Raw genomic sequence first — 14,911 nt, 5'->3', positions numbered from 1 at the left:
GCGATTCGTGTGTCATCGCAGCGTAGAATCACACCCGATTCCGCAAGGCAATACCTATCTTAGCGCCTATGCCCATAAGGGGGGAGATCAGCCGTCATCCTGGCTTTCGCCAATCTCCAGCGGCGCAGAAAGAACCGAAGCGCCAAAGCTGCTGATCTCCCCCCTTGTGGGGGAGATATCCGGCAGGACAGAGGGGGGCGCGAAGGAATGATGCGTCAGGGAACCCTTCCTCTCGCCTCCGCGCCCTTCCTCGACTTCGCCCGGCTGCTGCGCCGCCACGCCTTTGCCGTCGCCCCCGAGCAGGTCTGCAGCTTCATGCAGGCGGTCACCCTGCTCGGCCCCCGCTCGATGGCCGACATCCGCGAGGCGGCGCTCGCAACGCTTGCCCCCCCGCCCGATCGCCGCGGCGAATTCGAGGCGCATTTTCGCAATCACTTCCATGGCGATGGCCAACCTTCCGTCGAAGGCGAGGAAGACGAGGAGACCCGCATCAAGGACGACGGCGGCACGCGCCAGGAGGAGAAACAGACCACGCGCCAGGAGAAAGGCGGCGAGCTGTCGTCGGCAATCGAACAGCTCAGCAGCCGCGACTTCCTCCGCGACGACGATGGCCTTGGGCCCTTCCGCCGCAAGCTCGCTTCAGCCCTCCCCGCGCGCCGCTCATTCCGCACCGTGCGCACCCATTCGCGCGGCAAGCTCGATCTGCGCCGCTCGCTCAGGGAAATCGTCAGCGCCGATGGCGATATCCCCTCGCCGCAGCTGCGCCGCCGCCAGACGGTGGCGCGCAAACTGCTGATCCTGATCGACGTCTCCGGCTCGATGAAGCTGCACACGGCGGACTACCTCAAACTGGCGCACGCCGCCGTACAAGGTGCTGACCGTGCCGAAATCTTCACCTTCGGCACGCGGCTCACCCGCATCACGTCCGCACTGCGTATCCGCGATCGCGACCAGGCTCTCGCCCGCGCGGCGGCACTCGTCGACGACTGGGACGGCGGCACGCGCATGGGACCGACCCTGCTCGCCTTCCTCTCGGTGCCCCGTTTCTCAGCCTTCGCCCGCGGCGCTGCTGTGATCATCCTGTCGGACGCGCTGGAGCGCGGCGACCATGCCGATCTCGAGACCGCAATGCGCCGACTGAGCGCGCGCGCCTTCCGGCTTTCGCTGGCGACACCTTTGGCCGGCGATCCGCGCTTCCAGCCGGCAACGGCGGCGTTGCGCGCCATCTTGCCCGATCTCGACGATCTCATCGACGGCTCGTCGCTCGGGAGTCTCACCGATTTCATCCTGTCGCTCGCCCGCCCGGCCCCGGCGGCGTCGGCAATCTGGAAAAGGGTATCGTGATGCAGAAAGCCATCGACGCGCATTTCCACATCTGGCGCCAGCAGGATCAGCCCTGGCTGGTCGGGCCGATGGTGCCACGCATTTTCGGCCCCTACGAGCCGATCCGCCGCGACTATCCGATCGAGGAATTTCTCGCCGATCAGCAAGGCGCAGGTGTCGAGAAGGCCGTCTATGTCCAGACCAACTGGGCCAAGGAGGATTTCGAAAAAGAAGTCGCCTTCCTGCAGAAGACTGCCGACGAGACCGGCTGGCCGCACGCTATCGTCGGCTATACCGATATGACTGTCGACGATGTCCGGCCCCAGATCGATCGATTGAAAAAGTACCCGCTCCTGCGCGGCGTGCGCATGCAGCTGCATTGGCACGAGACGCCGGCCTTCCGCTTCGCTGCCTCGGCCGATCAGGTCATCGACCCCAGGGTGCGGGCCAATGTCGCGCGGCTTAAAGACTATGGCCTGTCCTTCGACCTGCAGCTTTTCCCCGCCCAGATGAAGAACGGGCTGACGCTCGTCGGCGAGAACCCCGACACCAATTTCATCCTCACCCATGCCGGCATGCTGACCGGCATGGAGCCGGAAACCACCGAGGCCTGGAAAGCCGGCCTGAGTTCTCTATCAACAGCGCCGAACTTCTACGCCAAGCTGTCGGGCCTCGGCACCTTCGCCCACCGCAACGATCCGGCGTTGATTGCCTACATCGTCGACAATGCCATCGACATTCTGGGCGCTGACCACCTGATGTTCGGCTCCAACTTCCCGATCGAAAAACTCTGGACGACCCATGCCGAACTAATCAAGGCGCACCGCGCCGCGGTAGGCAAGCATGGCGCGGCCGCCGAGGCGGATATCTTCTGGAACACGGCCGAGAAGGTTTACAGACCGGCATAGCGCACTGCTTCCCCTCTCCCACAGGGGAGAAGGGAAATCCGCCCCTCACCTCACTTCAAACTCAGGATCGACCGGAATCTGCATCGCCGTCACCAGATGGTTGGTCTGCCCGGCCAGCCCGATGATCGACACCATCTCGCCATGCTGCGCATCGGTCATGCCTTTGGCGCGGGCAGCTGCCGTATGCGAGTGGACGCAGTAGGAGCAGCCATTGGCGGTCGACACCGCGATATAGATCATTTCCTTGGTCAGCGGGTCGATGGCGCTCTCCGTGGCCATCACCACCTTCACCTGTTCCCATGTCCGTTTCAGCAAGGCCGGATCGTTGGCGAGCCCACGCCAGAAATTGTTGACGAAATCCGATTTGCGCGTCGCGCGGATGTCATCGAACACAGCCTTCGCAACCGGGATTTTTTCGACCTCAGCATCGCTGAGGAGTTTTGTGGCGGCCATGGCGTTTCCTTTCGTTGAATCGGTGGATCAGGTCGTTGAATCAGGTCTGGAGCAAAGACGGCTAACCAGCTTTTCTGATTCGGTTTTACGCGCGGAACCATGGCGACTGGCCGAAGCATCTCAGCTTCGTCATTCACGGGCGAAGCAGGCGCGAAGCGCCGTCGCGGAGACCCGAAGACGACGAAGGCGCTGAGGCCTTCGCCAATTGGTGACCTATGCGCACCGTCAAACACCGACCGGCAACCTAGTGCACTGCCGCATACATGATCTTCTCCTCCGTCGCCTCCGCCGGCGAGAACTCCTCCACGATGCGCCCCTGTCGGCACACCAGAATCCGGTCCGACAGGTTCATGATTTCCGGCAGGTAGGACGAGATCACCACCACGGCCAGCCCCTCATCGGCCAGCCGGTTGATGATCTGGTGGATCTCGGCGATGGCGCCGACATCGACGCCGCGCGTCGGTTCGTCGAAGATGACGATGCGCGGCTGCTGCACCAGCCCCTTGCCGATCACCACCTTCTGCTGGTTGCCGCCGGAAAGCTCGACCACGCGGGCATTGTCGTTGATCGCCTTGATGTTCAGCGTCTTCGTCCATTCAGCGGAAAGCGTGCGCATCTCCTGCTGGTTGATCACCCAGGCCTTTTCGCGGCCCGCTGCCAGCAGCCCGCCGAACAGGTTCTCGGCGATGCCCATCGTCTCGAAAATGCCCTCGCTCTTGCGGTCCTCGGTAACATAGACGATGCCGTCGGCGACCGCCTCACTGGGCACGAGATAGCGCACCGGCCTGTCGTCGAGTTCAATCGCGCCACCGCGCAAAAAATCGCGCTTGTAGATGCCGGAGACGATCTTGAAGGTCTCGGTGCGGCCGGAGCCGATCAGCCCGAACACGCCGGTGATCTGTCCCTGAAAGATCGAGAAGGAGGTGTTGCGCACGACATTGCTCATCGAAATGTCCTGCACCGACAGCACCTTCTTGCCGGCCTTGCGCAGCCTGGCCTCGTCGCGCTGGCGGTAGATCTGTCCCGACAACGTACGCCCTACCATGGCGGCGACGATCTTGTCGCGATCGAAGGCCGATGTGTCGTCGGTGATCACCAGTTCGCCATCGCGCAGGATTGTGATGCGGTCGGCGATCATCAGCGCCTCTTCCAATGCATGGCTGATGAAGACGATCGAGACGCCGTTCGCCTTCAGCCGCCGGATCAGCGCGAAGAAGTGCCGCTTCTCCTCCGGCGTCAGCGTCGCCGTCGGCTCGTCGAAGATGATGATCTCGGCATTGTGGTGAACGGCGCGCGCGATCTCGACCATCTGACGCTTGGCCGCGCCCAGCGTCGCCACCATGGCGTTCGGGTCGACCGGGAAGTTCAGCGATTGCAAAAACTGTTGCGCCGAAATGTAGGTGCCGCGCAGCCGGTTGAGAAACTTTTCGGTGCCGAGATAGAGGTTCTGCGCCACCGTCATCGACGGCACCAGGCTGGTCTCCTGGAACACCATGGCGATGCCGGCCTCGAGCGCCGCATGCGGCGAGGCGTAGGCGATCTCGCCGCCTTTGTGGAACATCTTGCCGGAAGTGGCGTCGACGACGCCGGCAATGATCTTGGTCAGCGTCGATTTTCCGGCGCCATTCTCGCCGAGCAGCGCGTGGATTTCGCCCTTGCGCAGTTCAAAGCTGACTTGTCTGACCGCGGGCACGCCGCGATAGTTTTTGGTGACGTTTTCCAGGCGCACGATCGGTTCCATCAGAGACCTCCTGCGTCGATGGCCAGCACGCAATCGCCGCCCCTTGAGGCGATGAACAGGCGGCCGTCCGTTTCCGCCACGCTGCAGATGCCATGGCGCGTGCCGTCGGCGCGGCTGTGCAGGCTGAATTGCGGCTGCATGTTCTGATCGAGCCTGACCACCAGCCCATAGGAGCGGCTCGGCGACCAGGGCTTGTGGATGCCCATGGTGCGGATGCCGCCGCATTGCAGCGGTTCGAGGAAGCTGCGATTGGAGGCCAAAGCCGGCGCGATCCAGTAGGCCGGCGCCACCTGGTCTAGCATGTCGCGCCGATAGTGGGTTTCCTGGAGAACGAATTCGATCAGCCGGTTGCGTGGCGCGAACAGAGCCAGCCACGCGCCGCCAACGCCGGCCGGCGCGAGGCGCGCGGGATAGCCGGGCAGATGCGTCAGCACGGTCGAGCGGCTACCGGTCGCACCATCGAAGCGAACGAGCTGATGGCGCCAGCTTTCGCTGACCAGCACATCCCGCCCAATGGGATGCAGCCCATAGGGAAAGGCGATATCGCCGGCCACTTTGCGGAACCCGCCGCCGGCTGCGTCCCGCCTCCAAAGCGATCCGGACGCGCCCTTCTTCATCAGGTCGGCGGCCCATTGCGACGGCGTGTGCTCAGCCGAGCCATGGGCCAGCCACAACGTGCCGTCGTCTGCATAGGCAAGCGCGGTGATGCAGCTGACGCCGGCCGGCAGCGAAACCTCCTTGCCGGCAACCAGCAGCTTGCCGCTTTCCAACCCCACCGTCAGGTCGCCCGACAGTGATAGAGCCAGCGCCGTGATGGGGGAAAGAAAGGTCCCGACAACCTTCGGCTCCACCCCTGCGGCAAGCGAATATACCGCATTGCCGCTGGAAACGAGCAGCCGGCCATCGGCAACCAGAAGATTGTCGGGCTCCGTCAAATCGGCGAACACTGGCGCCTCGTCCAGCCGCGTGTTGGGACGGAAGGCACCGTCGAGCGGTGGGATGGTCACCGCCTTGCCACGAAACAGGTCGAGCACAGGATCGAGGATCATGGCTTCGCTCCCCAATAAGAAGCGGAACTGGTCCAGTTCGGGTCGGCGCCCGCAATCTTGTAGCGGCCGATGCGGTTGTTAAGGATGCCGCCGACGAACAGGAAACCCTTGTGCTCGCGCATCGAGGTGACCATCGGATGCGCGCCGCCGGAGAGGTCGCCCATCGCCTCGACAATGCCGCCCTTGTCGTTGAATTTCACCACGCCGCCGGTGTTGATGTTGGGGAACAGCCACTCGTCCTGCGGCAGCCGGCGCGTCATGCGCTTGCGCATATCGGGATGGCGCAGCGACAGGTCGAAGCTCGGCGTGCGCATGCCGAGCCATGCCATCCAGTAATTGCCGTCGGAGGCGCGGTTGATGTTGTCGGGATAACCCGGCATGTCGCGGATGACGCATTCGGCGGCGCCCGCCTTCGGCCCTTCCAGCCAGTAGCGATGCACGCGGCAGGCCCAGCTCTCAGCGAAGAACAGCGACTTCCCATCATGCGCCATGCACACACCATTGGTGTAGCGGTAGCCGTCGAGCAGTGTCTTCGTCGAACCGTCTTTCGGGTCATAGACCAGCAGCCGGCCGGTGGCGCGGTTCTCGATCGAGTCAAGCGCCCAATCGTGGGCGTCATAGCGCTTGGTGGAGTCAGTGAAATAGATGCGCCCGTCCGGCGCGATGTCGCAATCATTGGGGTCGCGCAGCCGCGCATCGTCGACGATCGAGGTCCAGGAGCGCGACGTCTCGGCCGACAGGCGCTTCACTTCCCGATCCGGCGAGACGGAATAGAGCCCCATGGCGCCGACGCAGCTGATCAGATTGCCCGATTTGTCGAAGGCCAGGCCCAGCGGAAAGCCGCCGATGTGGGCAAACACCTCCGACTTAACGTAATCCGGCGCGAAGAAGCGGACGATCTCGCCATGGCGCGTGCCGCAATAGAGGTGATCGTCGCGGTCGAGGATGACGTCTTCCGGCCCTTCCAACTCGCCGAGCCCGATATGGTCGGCCGCCGACAGCCGGTTGTCGAGCGCGTAGGGCGTGCCTGAGCCCGGCACCGCAGACTGTGTCTCGCCCATCTTGAGATAGACCGGCGCGACATAGATCTCGTTCAGCACCTTATGGCGGTTCTTCAGCCAGCGGATGTCGATCGTCACCGCCACCGCCAGCATGATGCCCAGCACCATCTGGTTGGTGCCGGTGCCATAGCCCAGCCGGATCAGCCCGTTGGTCATGGTCAAGACGATGATGGCGCCCATCAGCCCCTTGATGACCGAGCCGCGGCCACCACCCAGGCTGACGCCGCCGACCACCGCCGCCGTCAGCGCCATGATCTCCAGGTTGAGGCCGGTGCCCGGCCCTGCCCCACTCAGGCGGCAAGCGATCAGGAAGCCGCCGATCGAGGCGCAGAAGCCGGAAAAGACATAGGTCATGAACACGGTGCGGCGCACGCGAATGCCGGCATTATGCGCCGAGCGCCTGGAGCCGCCGACCGCCAGCACATGCCAGCCCAGCCGTGAGCGCGTCAGCGCGATATGGGTGACGATGGCAAGAATGATCGCCAGCCACACCGAGACCGAAAGCCCCCAGAAGGTGCTGTCGCCGATGAAGTCGAGCACATCGGATGTCGCCTGGGAAAGCTGCACGTCTGCGGCATAGGTGGTGACGAGAATATCGAACAGCGCCCGGCCAAAAATGAAGGTGACCAGCGTAGTCAGAAAGGCGCGCAGCCTGAGATAGCCGACGAGGTAGCCGTTGACGGCGCCGAAGATGAGCCCGGTGGCAAGCGATGCCGCCAGCGCCAGCCAGATAGACTGTTCGAGGATGAAGAAGACATAGACGGCGGAGAAGCAGGACAGCGCGAAGATCGAACCGACGGACAGATCGATGCCGCCGCCCAGCATCACCACCGTCATGCCGGTGACCACCATCGAGAACTCGCCGAGCTGGCGGGTCGATTCCTGTAGCGAGGTCAGCTTGAAGAAGCCGGGAATGATCGAGCCGAACACGCTGAGCGTCGCCACCAGCGCCAGGAACGGAATGGCGTTGTCGGTCCAGCGTTTTGTCAGGATTTCGCCGACCAGATGGTCGGGCACGAGATTGTAGCGCCAGGACTTGAGGCGTTCGCGAAAGGACATCGGCGGCTGCTATTCCATGAGGGAACGAGGTGACCGGATTGTCCAGCCACCTCGTTTATTTCAGTCGAAAAAGCGCGGCTTACTTCGCCGCCGCTTCGGCCTGCAGCGCCTTCAGGTCCCAGCAACTGTCGGGCTTGAGGTCGGCCTTGGTCGTAGCCTTCTCCAGTGTGTAGATGTAGGTGTGCGACGTGCCGGCCGGCTGGCCGCTCTGCAGCAGGAACTTGATGATAGCGTTCATGTCGCCGGACTGGCGAGCCAGATCGGTCATCACCACGGCGCCGTAAGTTCCGTCCTGCAATTTGTCGCAATCGGCCGCCTTCTCGCCGCCGCCGGTGGTGACCAAAAACACCTTGCCGTCGAGCTTGGCGTCGCGGATCGCGGCGGATGCGCCGGTGGCGTCGCCATCCCAGAAGTCGATGATAGAGCAGATGTCCGGGTTCTGCTGCAGCATTGTCGTCGTCACGTTGCGCGACGTCGTCGGATCCCAGTTGGAGTCGGGCTTGGCCACGACTTTGAAGTCGGGGTGCTTCTCCAGCACCTTCATGATGCCGGCATACTGGTAGAGACTGGACGAGTTGGCCTGATCACCCTGCACAAGGCCGATCTTCTTCGACGAATTCTCGCCGCAGCCCTTGATCGCCGCTTCGGCCTCGAGTTGGCCGAGCCGGTCCCAGTCACTGCCGACAAAGGCGTCGGCCGGGAAGTTGGCGGGATTGTCGACCAGGATGACGTAGGTTCCGGCAGCCTGCGCTTTCTTCATCAGCTTGGAATAGGAGTTGAGATCCGGCGCATGGATGATCAGCACGTCCGGCCTTGTGTCGGACGAGATCGCGTCGGTGATCGCCTGTGCGCCGGCATCGACGACCCAGTTCGGATCGCGTGTTTCGAAGGTGCCGCCCCACGCCTCGACTTCCGTCTTCAGATAGTGCGACCAGCCCTGCGCAAGGTCGAAGCCCATCGCCAGCGGCACCAGCATGACGCGCTTGCCCTTGAGCGCCTGCGCGTATGCGGCCGGGCCCGGATCGTCGGCGGCGAAGGTCGGCGCGACGAAGGCGGTAGCGGCCAGCGCCGTGGCGGCGGCCATCAGTGTTCTGATCAGTTTCATGTCACATCCTCTGTTTTTCACTTATTGCCGGCCGGTCGGCATGACCCGGTCGGGTACCCCTTAGATGTCGCCCTGCTGCGCGGTCTGTTCGTCACGCGGATTGATGATGCCGTCGACGATGATGGCTCCGAGCAGGATCGCCGCCTTGATCAGGTTTTGATAGAGCAGCGGAATGTCGATGATGGTCATCGCGTTCGACAGGATGCCGATAAGTGCAGCGCCCACCAGCACATTGCGCACCCCGCCCCGCCCGCCGGAAAGGCCGATGCCGCCGATCACCGCCACCAGCACGATGTCATAGAGCAGCGTCGAGTTGACGACGCGGGTGTTGATCGAGTGCAGGCTCGACGCCGTCAGCAGGCCGGCGATCAGCGCGACGAAGGCCGAAACCACATAACGCAGCACCAGCATTGGCCGCACCGGAATGCCGATGTTGCGCGCGGCGACCGGATTGTCGCCGGCGAAATAGATGTAGCGGCCCCATTTGGTGTAGCGCAGGAACAGGAAGAACAGGAAGGCGAGCCCGGCGAAGACGAACACTTCGATCGGAATGTCGAGGAAACGCAGGCCGCCGAGCAACTCCACCCAATGGCCCTGAGGCACCGGCACCGCATCCTGTGTGATCAGTTGCGAGCGGACATAGCCGAAGACGAAGGAGCCGGTCGCCAGCGTCACGAAGATCGCCGGCACGTCGGCATAAGCGACGAGAAAACCATTGAGCAGGCCGATGGCGAGCACGCCTGCCAGCACATAGGCGAAGGCGAGCCCATCAGGCGTTCCGGCGTTGAGCAATTGCAGATACCAGGCGACCGACATCGCCATGATCGCCACCGCCGACAGGTCGATGCCCCTGCCGATTATGACGACCGCCATGCCGAGCGCCAAAATGCCCAGCACCGACACCGAGCGGACGATGGCAACGAGATTGTTGGCAGCGATGAAACCAGGCAGCCCAATGGCAGCGGCGACGAACAGCACCACGGCGATGGCAAAGACAATGCCTTCCTGATTCAGGCTCCTGACATTTGGCCAGCCAATCGTGTTCATGTCTGCATTCGCCCCGATGGCAGCTCTGCCGCCCCTTCCGAAGAAAGCTAATCGGCTCGGCGCCGCTTCGTCAAATGAATCCGCGCTCGGAACACCCGTTGGCAGTGATAATCTTCCAGTGGACGCACCGATTGCTAGAACTGGCGCAATGCTAGGAAAAGGCTGCGCTTTTGGCATTTGGTTGCGCCATTGCGCGTATGCGCGAAGGTGCCGTTCTGAGGCGAAAGCACAAGGCGGAATTAATTGCCGCCTGAGCGGCGAAAATCGCGAATTCAGGTCCTGGTCATGTGGCCTGAAACTTCGGCGCCTGCACCGGGCGGCAGCACGAGGAACCGCAACGCCGCCACCAGCCCGATGGCGCCGATGACCAGGAAGGCGATGCGAAAATCGACGAGGTCGAGCGCCGGCCGGTCCCTGACGATCTGCGACAGGTTGAGGATGGCAGCCGCCACCGCCACGCCGAACAGCATCGATATCTGCTGCAGCATGGACGACAAAGTCGCCGCCGAGTTGCGCTGCGCGGCATCGATGTCGGCGAAGGCCAGAGTATTCAGCGCCGTGAACTGCATCGAGCGCGTCAGGCCGGCGATCAGCATCAGCATCACTACCAGCGCCTGCGGCGTTTCGGGCGAGATCGCCGCGCAGGCCATGATCGAGGCCGAGGCGATCAGGCCGTTGACGACCATGACCGTGCGAAAACCAAAGCGTCGCAGCGTCGGCGTCGTCACCGTCTTCATGCCGAGATTGCCGAGGAAGTAGGCCAGGATCATCAAGCCGGCATCGACCGGCGAAAGGCCAAAGCCGACCTGAAACAGCAGCGGCAAAAGGAACGGCGTGGCGTTTATCGCCACGCGAAAAATGGTGCCGGCGGCAAGCGTCGAGATGGCGAAGGTCTGCACCCTGAACGCGCTGAGATCGAGCAGCGGATGCGGCGCGCGCCGGAGATGCCGCACCGCCAGCCAGCCGATGACGATGCCGGCGGCAACCAGCAGCACGGCGGGCAAGGCGCCGTCTTCCGGATGTGCGATGCGCTCAAGGCCGTAGAGCAGCAGCGCGAGCCCCAGCGACGTGAGGAAAAACCCCGGCCAATCCAGCGGCTTGGGATCGGCCGCGCGGTCGCCCGGAATGAAGCGCGCGACCAGCGCCAGCCCGACGAGCCCAAGCGGGATGTTGATGAAGAAATTCCAGTGCCAGGAGAGATAGGTTGTGATGAAGCCGCCAAGCACCGGCCCGACCACGGGCGCAAACAACGCCGGCCAGGTGATCAGCGCCGTGGCGTTGAGCAGCTCCGATTTCGACGCATTGCGCAGCACCAGAATTCGCCCGACCGGCGTCATCAGCGCGCTGCCAAGGCCTTGCACGACACGGGCGGCGACAAACTGGGTCAGATTTTGCGAGAAGCCGCAAGCGAGCGAGGCCAGCGTGAACAGCACAATCGCCAGCAGGAAGATGTTGCGCGCGCCGAAGCGGTCGGCAAGCCAGCCCGACAGCGGCACGAACACCGCCATGGTCAGCATGTAGGCGGTGATGCCGATGCTCATCGCCACCGCCGTCACGCCGAAGGATTGTCCCATCTGCGGCAGCGAGGTCGAGATGATCGTCGAATCCAGCAGCTGCATGAAAAAGGCGATGGCAACGATCAACGCCACGCGCCGCGCATTGCTGGCGGTTGCGGCGGAGGCCTCGGTGTCGGGAACGGCAGTCATAGCGAACCGCGTTGAACAGCATATGGCTGGCCCCGTCCAGAGCTTATCCAACAAACTTCCGTGTCGGCTCGCAGCCTGTTATGGATGGGCGGGCGGCCAAGGACATTGCATGAAGCCTATCTATATCGACTACCTCAATGCCCTAGATATCGAAGCCCTGGAGATGACCGACGGCGAAATCATTGCCGCTGTCGAAGCCGGGCTTATCGCGCAAGGCAATGGCCAGACGGTGATCGAGCCGCGCGTCCATCTTGAACCCGACCCTTCCTTCCATGGCCATTTCAACGTTCTGCGCGGCTACGTTGCGCCGCTCGATACGGCGGGCGTGAAAATCGTCGGCGACTATGTCGACAATTATCTGCACGGGCTCCCTTCAGAATTTGGCATTCTAAACCTGTTCGATCCGCGCACCGGCATGCCGCGCGCCATTCTCGACGCCACCGTCATCACCGACATGCGCACCGGCGCCGTCACCGCTATCGGCGCCAAACATCTGGCGCGCAAGAACTCCAAGGTGCTGGCCCATATCGGCGCACGTGGCACCGCCTATTGGAATGTCCGCCTGCTCGACCATCTCTTCGACTTCGACGAGATCCGCGTCCATTCGCGCCGTCCGGAAAGCCGCGACGGCTTTGCTGCCAAACTCTCCGCCGATCTCGGCAAGAAAGTCACTGCGGTCGCCGACTGGGAAAGCTGCGTCGAGGGCGCCGACATCGTCGTTGAAGCGTCACGGCTGCCGGAGCCGCAGCCGCTGCTCAAGACCGAATGGATCAAGCATGGTGCGCTGGTCGTGCCCTATGGCACGATGAGTGCGGTGGAGCTGTCGCTGACCGACATCATGCAGAAAATGGTGGTCGATGATTGGGGCCAGTGCAAGGGCGGCAAGTTCGGCTCGCTGCGCGCCCATGTCGAGGCCGGGAAGCTGAGCGAGGCCACATTGCACGCCGAGCTTGGCCAGATCGCCGCCGGCCTCAAGCCGGGCCGGCAAAGCGACGACGAGACGATCCTGTTCTGGCATCGCGGCCTGTCGCTATCCGACATTGCACTGGGCAAGGCGATGCTGGCCAAAGCAGGAGATAAAGGTATCGGCCAGAGGCTGCGCTTCGCATGAGCGCGCTCGTCCTCACCGGCGCCGGCGTCAGCGTCAGCGTCGAGGACGTTGCGCAGGTTGCCCGCGGCGGCCGCAAGGTCGAGGTTGAACCGACTGTCATCGAGAGGCTCGACAAAGCGCGAAAAGTGCTCGATCAGGTCGCCGCGTCCGGTCAGCAAATCTATGGGCTCAACACCGGGCTCGGCGCCAATCTCGGCACATCGGTCGAGGGCGATGCCAGCGCCTTCCAGCGCCAGTTGCTGGAAGGGCGAAGCGGCGCTGTCGGCGAACCGTTGCCCCAAGAGGCGGTGCGGGCGACCATGCTTGCGCGCGCAGCGATGCTGGCAGTCGGCGGCTCCGGCATTTCGCCGGCGGTTTTCACCGCCCTTGTCGATGCGCTCAATGCCGGCGTGCATCCGGTAATGCCGCAGTTGGGCTCGATCGGCGCCGGCGATCTCGTGCTGATGGCGGCGCTCGCCCGTCTGCTGACCGGCGACGGCGAAGCTGACTATCAGGGTCGGCGCATGCCGGCGGCCAAGGCGTTGATGATGGCGCGGTTGGCTCCGATCAGCCTGGCGCCGAAAGACGGCCTGTCGCTGATCAACGCCTCGGCGGTATCAGCCGGCACTGGCGCGTTGGTACTGGCCGACGCGCTGTCGGCCTTTGCGCAACAGCAGCAGGCGGGAGCGCTGACCATGGAAGGGTTTGGCGCCAACCGCACCATCCTCGATCCGCGCCTGCATCTGGCGCGGCCGGCAGCCTGCCAGCAACTCGCGGCCAAGGGCCTGCGCGACCTGCTTGCCCGTGACGAGGAGCCGACGCCGACCACCCTGCAGGACCCGCTGTCGATCCGCTGCATGCCGTCGATCCATGGCGCGCTGATCCAGGCGATCGACCAGGCGCGGCTGGCGCTGGAGATCGAACTCAATGCCGCCGCCGACAATCCGCTGGTGCTGGGCGATGACGGGCTGGTTCTGTCGACCGGCAATTTCCACACCGCATCGCTGGCACTTGCCTTCGAGACGCTCGGCCTGGGGATCGCGCAATGTGCCGCGGCAAGCGTTGCCCGCTTCATCCAGCTCGCCGGCTCCGGCCGCAACGGCCTGCCGAAATATTTGTCGCCGGTCGGCGGCGCCTCGGCCGGTTTCGTGCCGCTGCAAAAGACGGCAACGGCAATCCTGGCCGGCATCCGCCACAAGGCCAATCCGGTGATGCTGGATTTCCTTCCCGTGTCCGAAGGCGTCGAGGACCATGCGACGCAGACGCCTCTGGCGGTGTCGAAATGCGCCGGGATGCTCGCGCTATGGCGCCGGCTGATCGCCTTCGAACTGATGGCCGCCGCGCAAGCCGTGGACCTGCGCGACGGTCTCAAGCTGGCGCCCGGCACAGCAGCGGTCCATACCGCGGTGCGCGCGCATGTAGCGATGCTGAGGGAAGACCGGCCGCTGGGAACAGACGCCGAGGTGCTCCACGCAATGCTCGCTGACGGAACATGGCAAGGTGCAGCGATGATCGGCAAGGAGGCCGAGTAGTCAGCCCTTTGCGTCCACCCGTTTCATGAACAGGCTGAGCTCGGCCGGATCCATGCGCACGACATGCCTGTCTTCCGGATAGGCGCCGCTATCGACGTCGGCAACGTACTCGGAAAACGCCGCGACGCGTTCCGCCTGCAGACGATCGTACTCGGCGGCGAAGTTGCGGTAGACCTTGGAATGGCGCGGCATGTGGCCCCGGTTCTGGCCAAGAATATCGTCGGCAAACAGATATTGCGCGTCGCAGCCGGTGCCCGCGCCCATCGACAGCATGATCAGCGAGGTCCGTTCCGAGATCGCCTTGGCGACCTCGATCGGCACCACTTCGATCTCGGCGCCAAGCGCTCCAACGGCCTCATACTGCTTGACCGCCTCAAAAATCTGCATGGCGGTGTCGGCGGTCTTGCCGACGGCCTTGAAGCCGCCGGTCCAGGTGGCGCGGGACGGAATGAGGCCGACATGGCCGATCACGGGGATCGCGTCGTCGGCGAGCCGCTTCACGGTGGCGAAACCGGCGCTGCAATAAACGGCGTCGGCTCCGGCCTTGTAGAGCCGGAACGCCCAGCGCAGGAAATCGTCCGCCGTGCCTATTTCATAGAAGTTCTCGCCCGGCATGGTGAACAGGCTGGGCGCCGCATCGCGATACTCAGGGTTTAGCGCCAGCTCGGGCGGCACCGAGACGATATCGACCCCTGCCCGCTCGGCAGCCTCGGCCTCGTCCATGGTCAGGACGCGCAGCATGGTCAGCTGGCGCTTGCCCTTCATGGCGCGCAGATCGGCGACGGTCGGTCTCTTTCGGCTCATCGGGATGTCCCTGTTGGCTGGTTGCTTTTCCCC

General features: G+C 63.7%; 12 protein-coding genes and 1 pseudogene. 5 read left to right on the top strand and 8 right to left on the bottom strand.

Annotated elements, in window-relative coordinates:
* The 3 genes and pseudogenes from X726_RS1000000171405 to X726_RS163050 form a co-directional block, all read left to right on the top strand.
* Positions 1 to 211 (top strand): annotated as a pseudogene (locus X726_RS1000000171405) (hypothetical protein); the annotation flags it as partial.
* The gene (locus X726_RS163045) at positions 208 to 1,344 is read left to right on the top strand and encodes a VWA domain-containing protein (RefSeq protein ID WP_023668183.1); all 1,137 of its coding nucleotides are present in this window, start codon (positions 208 to 210) and stop codon (positions 1,342 to 1,344) included. The pseudogene X726_RS1000000171405 and the gene X726_RS163045, both read left to right, overlap by 4 nt.
* On the top strand, positions 1,344 to 2,231 hold the full coding sequence (locus tag X726_RS163050) for an amidohydrolase (protein ID WP_023668182.1): 888 nt from the start codon (positions 1,344 to 1,346) through the stop codon (positions 2,229 to 2,231). The genes X726_RS163045 and X726_RS163050 overlap by 1 nt, the downstream gene beginning before the upstream one ends.
* A gap of 45 nt (positions 2,232 to 2,276) precedes the next feature.
* Here the strand turns inward: X726_RS163050 and X726_RS163055 are convergent, their stop codons facing one another.
* The 7 genes from X726_RS163055 to X726_RS163085 form a co-directional block, all read right to left on the bottom strand.
* Positions 2,277 to 2,684 (bottom strand): carboxymuconolactone decarboxylase family protein, encoded by a 408-nt coding sequence (locus X726_RS163055; RefSeq protein ID WP_023668181.1) that lies wholly within the window; start codon positions 2,682 to 2,684, stop codon positions 2,277 to 2,279.
* Positions 2,685 to 2,928: 244 nt separating this feature from the next.
* Positions 2,929 to 4,425: a sugar ABC transporter ATP-binding protein gene (locus tag X726_RS163060; protein WP_023668180.1), complete on the bottom strand. Its 1,497-nt coding sequence runs from the start codon at positions 4,423 to 4,425 to the stop codon at positions 2,929 to 2,931.
* A complete protein-coding gene (locus tag X726_RS163065) occupies positions 4,425 to 5,474 on the bottom strand; it encodes a hypothetical protein (RefSeq protein WP_023668179.1) in 1,050 nt (349 codons plus the stop codon). The genes X726_RS163060 and X726_RS163065 overlap by 1 nt, the downstream gene beginning before the upstream one ends.
* Complete coding sequence (locus tag X726_RS163070; RefSeq protein WP_023668178.1) at positions 5,471 to 7,594, bottom strand: SMP-30/gluconolactonase/LRE family protein; 2,124 nt, start codon at positions 7,592 to 7,594, stop codon at positions 5,471 to 5,473. The genes X726_RS163065 and X726_RS163070 overlap by 4 nt, the downstream gene beginning before the upstream one ends.
* Before the next feature lie 79 nt (positions 7,595 to 7,673).
* Positions 7,674 to 8,699: a sugar ABC transporter substrate-binding protein gene (locus X726_RS163075; protein ID WP_023668177.1), complete on the bottom strand. Its 1,026-nt coding sequence runs from the start codon at positions 8,697 to 8,699 to the stop codon at positions 7,674 to 7,676.
* A 60-nt stretch (positions 8,700 to 8,759) separates the two neighbouring features.
* Positions 8,760 to 9,746: an ABC transporter permease gene (locus X726_RS163080; protein WP_023668176.1), complete on the bottom strand. Its 987-nt coding sequence runs from the start codon at positions 9,744 to 9,746 to the stop codon at positions 8,760 to 8,762.
* Positions 9,747 to 10,018: 272 nt separating this feature from the next.
* Entirely contained in the window at positions 10,019 to 11,452 is a 1,434-nt protein-coding gene (locus X726_RS163085) for a DHA2 family efflux MFS transporter permease subunit (RefSeq protein WP_023668175.1), read from the bottom strand.
* Between the two features lie 109 nt (positions 11,453 to 11,561).
* Between X726_RS163085 and X726_RS163090 the strand changes: the two genes are divergently transcribed.
* Together X726_RS163090 and hutH are read left to right on the top strand one after the other, a co-directional pair.
* Positions 11,562 to 12,563, top strand: a complete 1,002-nt coding sequence (locus tag X726_RS163090) for an ornithine cyclodeaminase family protein (protein WP_023668174.1) — start codon at positions 11,562 to 11,564, stop codon at positions 12,561 to 12,563.
* Positions 12,560 to 14,074, top strand: a complete 1,515-nt coding sequence (gene hutH, locus X726_RS163095) for a histidine ammonia-lyase (protein WP_023668173.1) — start codon at positions 12,560 to 12,562, stop codon at positions 14,072 to 14,074. The genes X726_RS163090 and hutH overlap by 4 nt, the downstream gene beginning before the upstream one ends.
* On the opposite strand, the gene X726_RS163100 is transcribed toward hutH, so the two are convergent.
* Complete coding sequence (locus X726_RS163100; RefSeq protein ID WP_023668172.1) at positions 14,075 to 14,878, bottom strand: 3-methyl-2-oxobutanoate hydroxymethyltransferase; 804 nt, start codon at positions 14,876 to 14,878, stop codon at positions 14,075 to 14,077.
* Positions 14,879 to 14,911 lie beyond the last annotated feature (33 nt).

Origin of the sequence: Mesorhizobium sp. LSJC285A00 (assembly GCF_000503155.1) — a bacterium.
GTDB lineage: Bacteria > Pseudomonadota > Alphaproteobacteria > Rhizobiales > Rhizobiaceae > Mesorhizobium.
The sequence above is the reverse complement of the archived record's forward strand: the minus strand, read 5'-3'. Positions and strand labels throughout refer to the sequence as shown.

Bases quoted from the DNA above. Each gene is read 5' to 3' on its own strand.
- X726_RS163045 (WP_023668183.1), top strand. From the start codon at position 208: ATGATGCGTCAGGGAACCCTTCCTCTCGCCTCCGCGCCCTTCCTCGAC.
- X726_RS163050 (WP_023668182.1), top strand. From the start codon at position 1,344: ATGCAGAAAGCCATCGACGCGCATTTCCACATCTGGCGCCAGCAGGAT.
- X726_RS163055 (WP_023668181.1), bottom strand. From the start codon at position 2,684: ATGGCCGCCACAAAACTCCTCAGCGATGCTGAGGTCGAAAAAATCCCG.
- X726_RS163060 (WP_023668180.1), bottom strand. From the start codon at position 4,425: ATGGAACCGATCGTGCGCCTGGAAAACGTCACCAAAAACTATCGCGGC.
- X726_RS163065 (WP_023668179.1), bottom strand. From the start codon at position 5,474: ATGATCCTCGATCCTGTGCTCGACCTGTTTCGTGGCAAGGCGGTGACC.
- X726_RS163070 (WP_023668178.1), bottom strand. From the start codon at position 7,594: ATGTCCTTTCGCGAACGCCTCAAGTCCTGGCGCTACAATCTCGTGCCC.
- X726_RS163075 (WP_023668177.1), bottom strand. From the start codon at position 8,699: ATGAAACTGATCAGAACACTGATGGCCGCCGCCACGGCGCTGGCCGCT.
- X726_RS163080 (WP_023668176.1), bottom strand. From the start codon at position 9,746: ATGAACACGATTGGCTGGCCAAATGTCAGGAGCCTGAATCAGGAAGGC.
- X726_RS163085 (WP_023668175.1), bottom strand. From the start codon at position 11,452: ATGACTGCCGTTCCCGACACCGAGGCCTCCGCCGCAACCGCCAGCAAT.
- X726_RS163090 (WP_023668174.1), top strand. From the start codon at position 11,562: ATGAAGCCTATCTATATCGACTACCTCAATGCCCTAGATATCGAAGCC.
- hutH (WP_023668173.1), top strand. From the start codon at position 12,560: ATGAGCGCGCTCGTCCTCACCGGCGCCGGCGTCAGCGTCAGCGTCGAG.
- X726_RS163100 (WP_023668172.1), bottom strand. From the start codon at position 14,878: ATGAGCCGAAAGAGACCGACCGTCGCCGATCTGCGCGCCATGAAGGGC.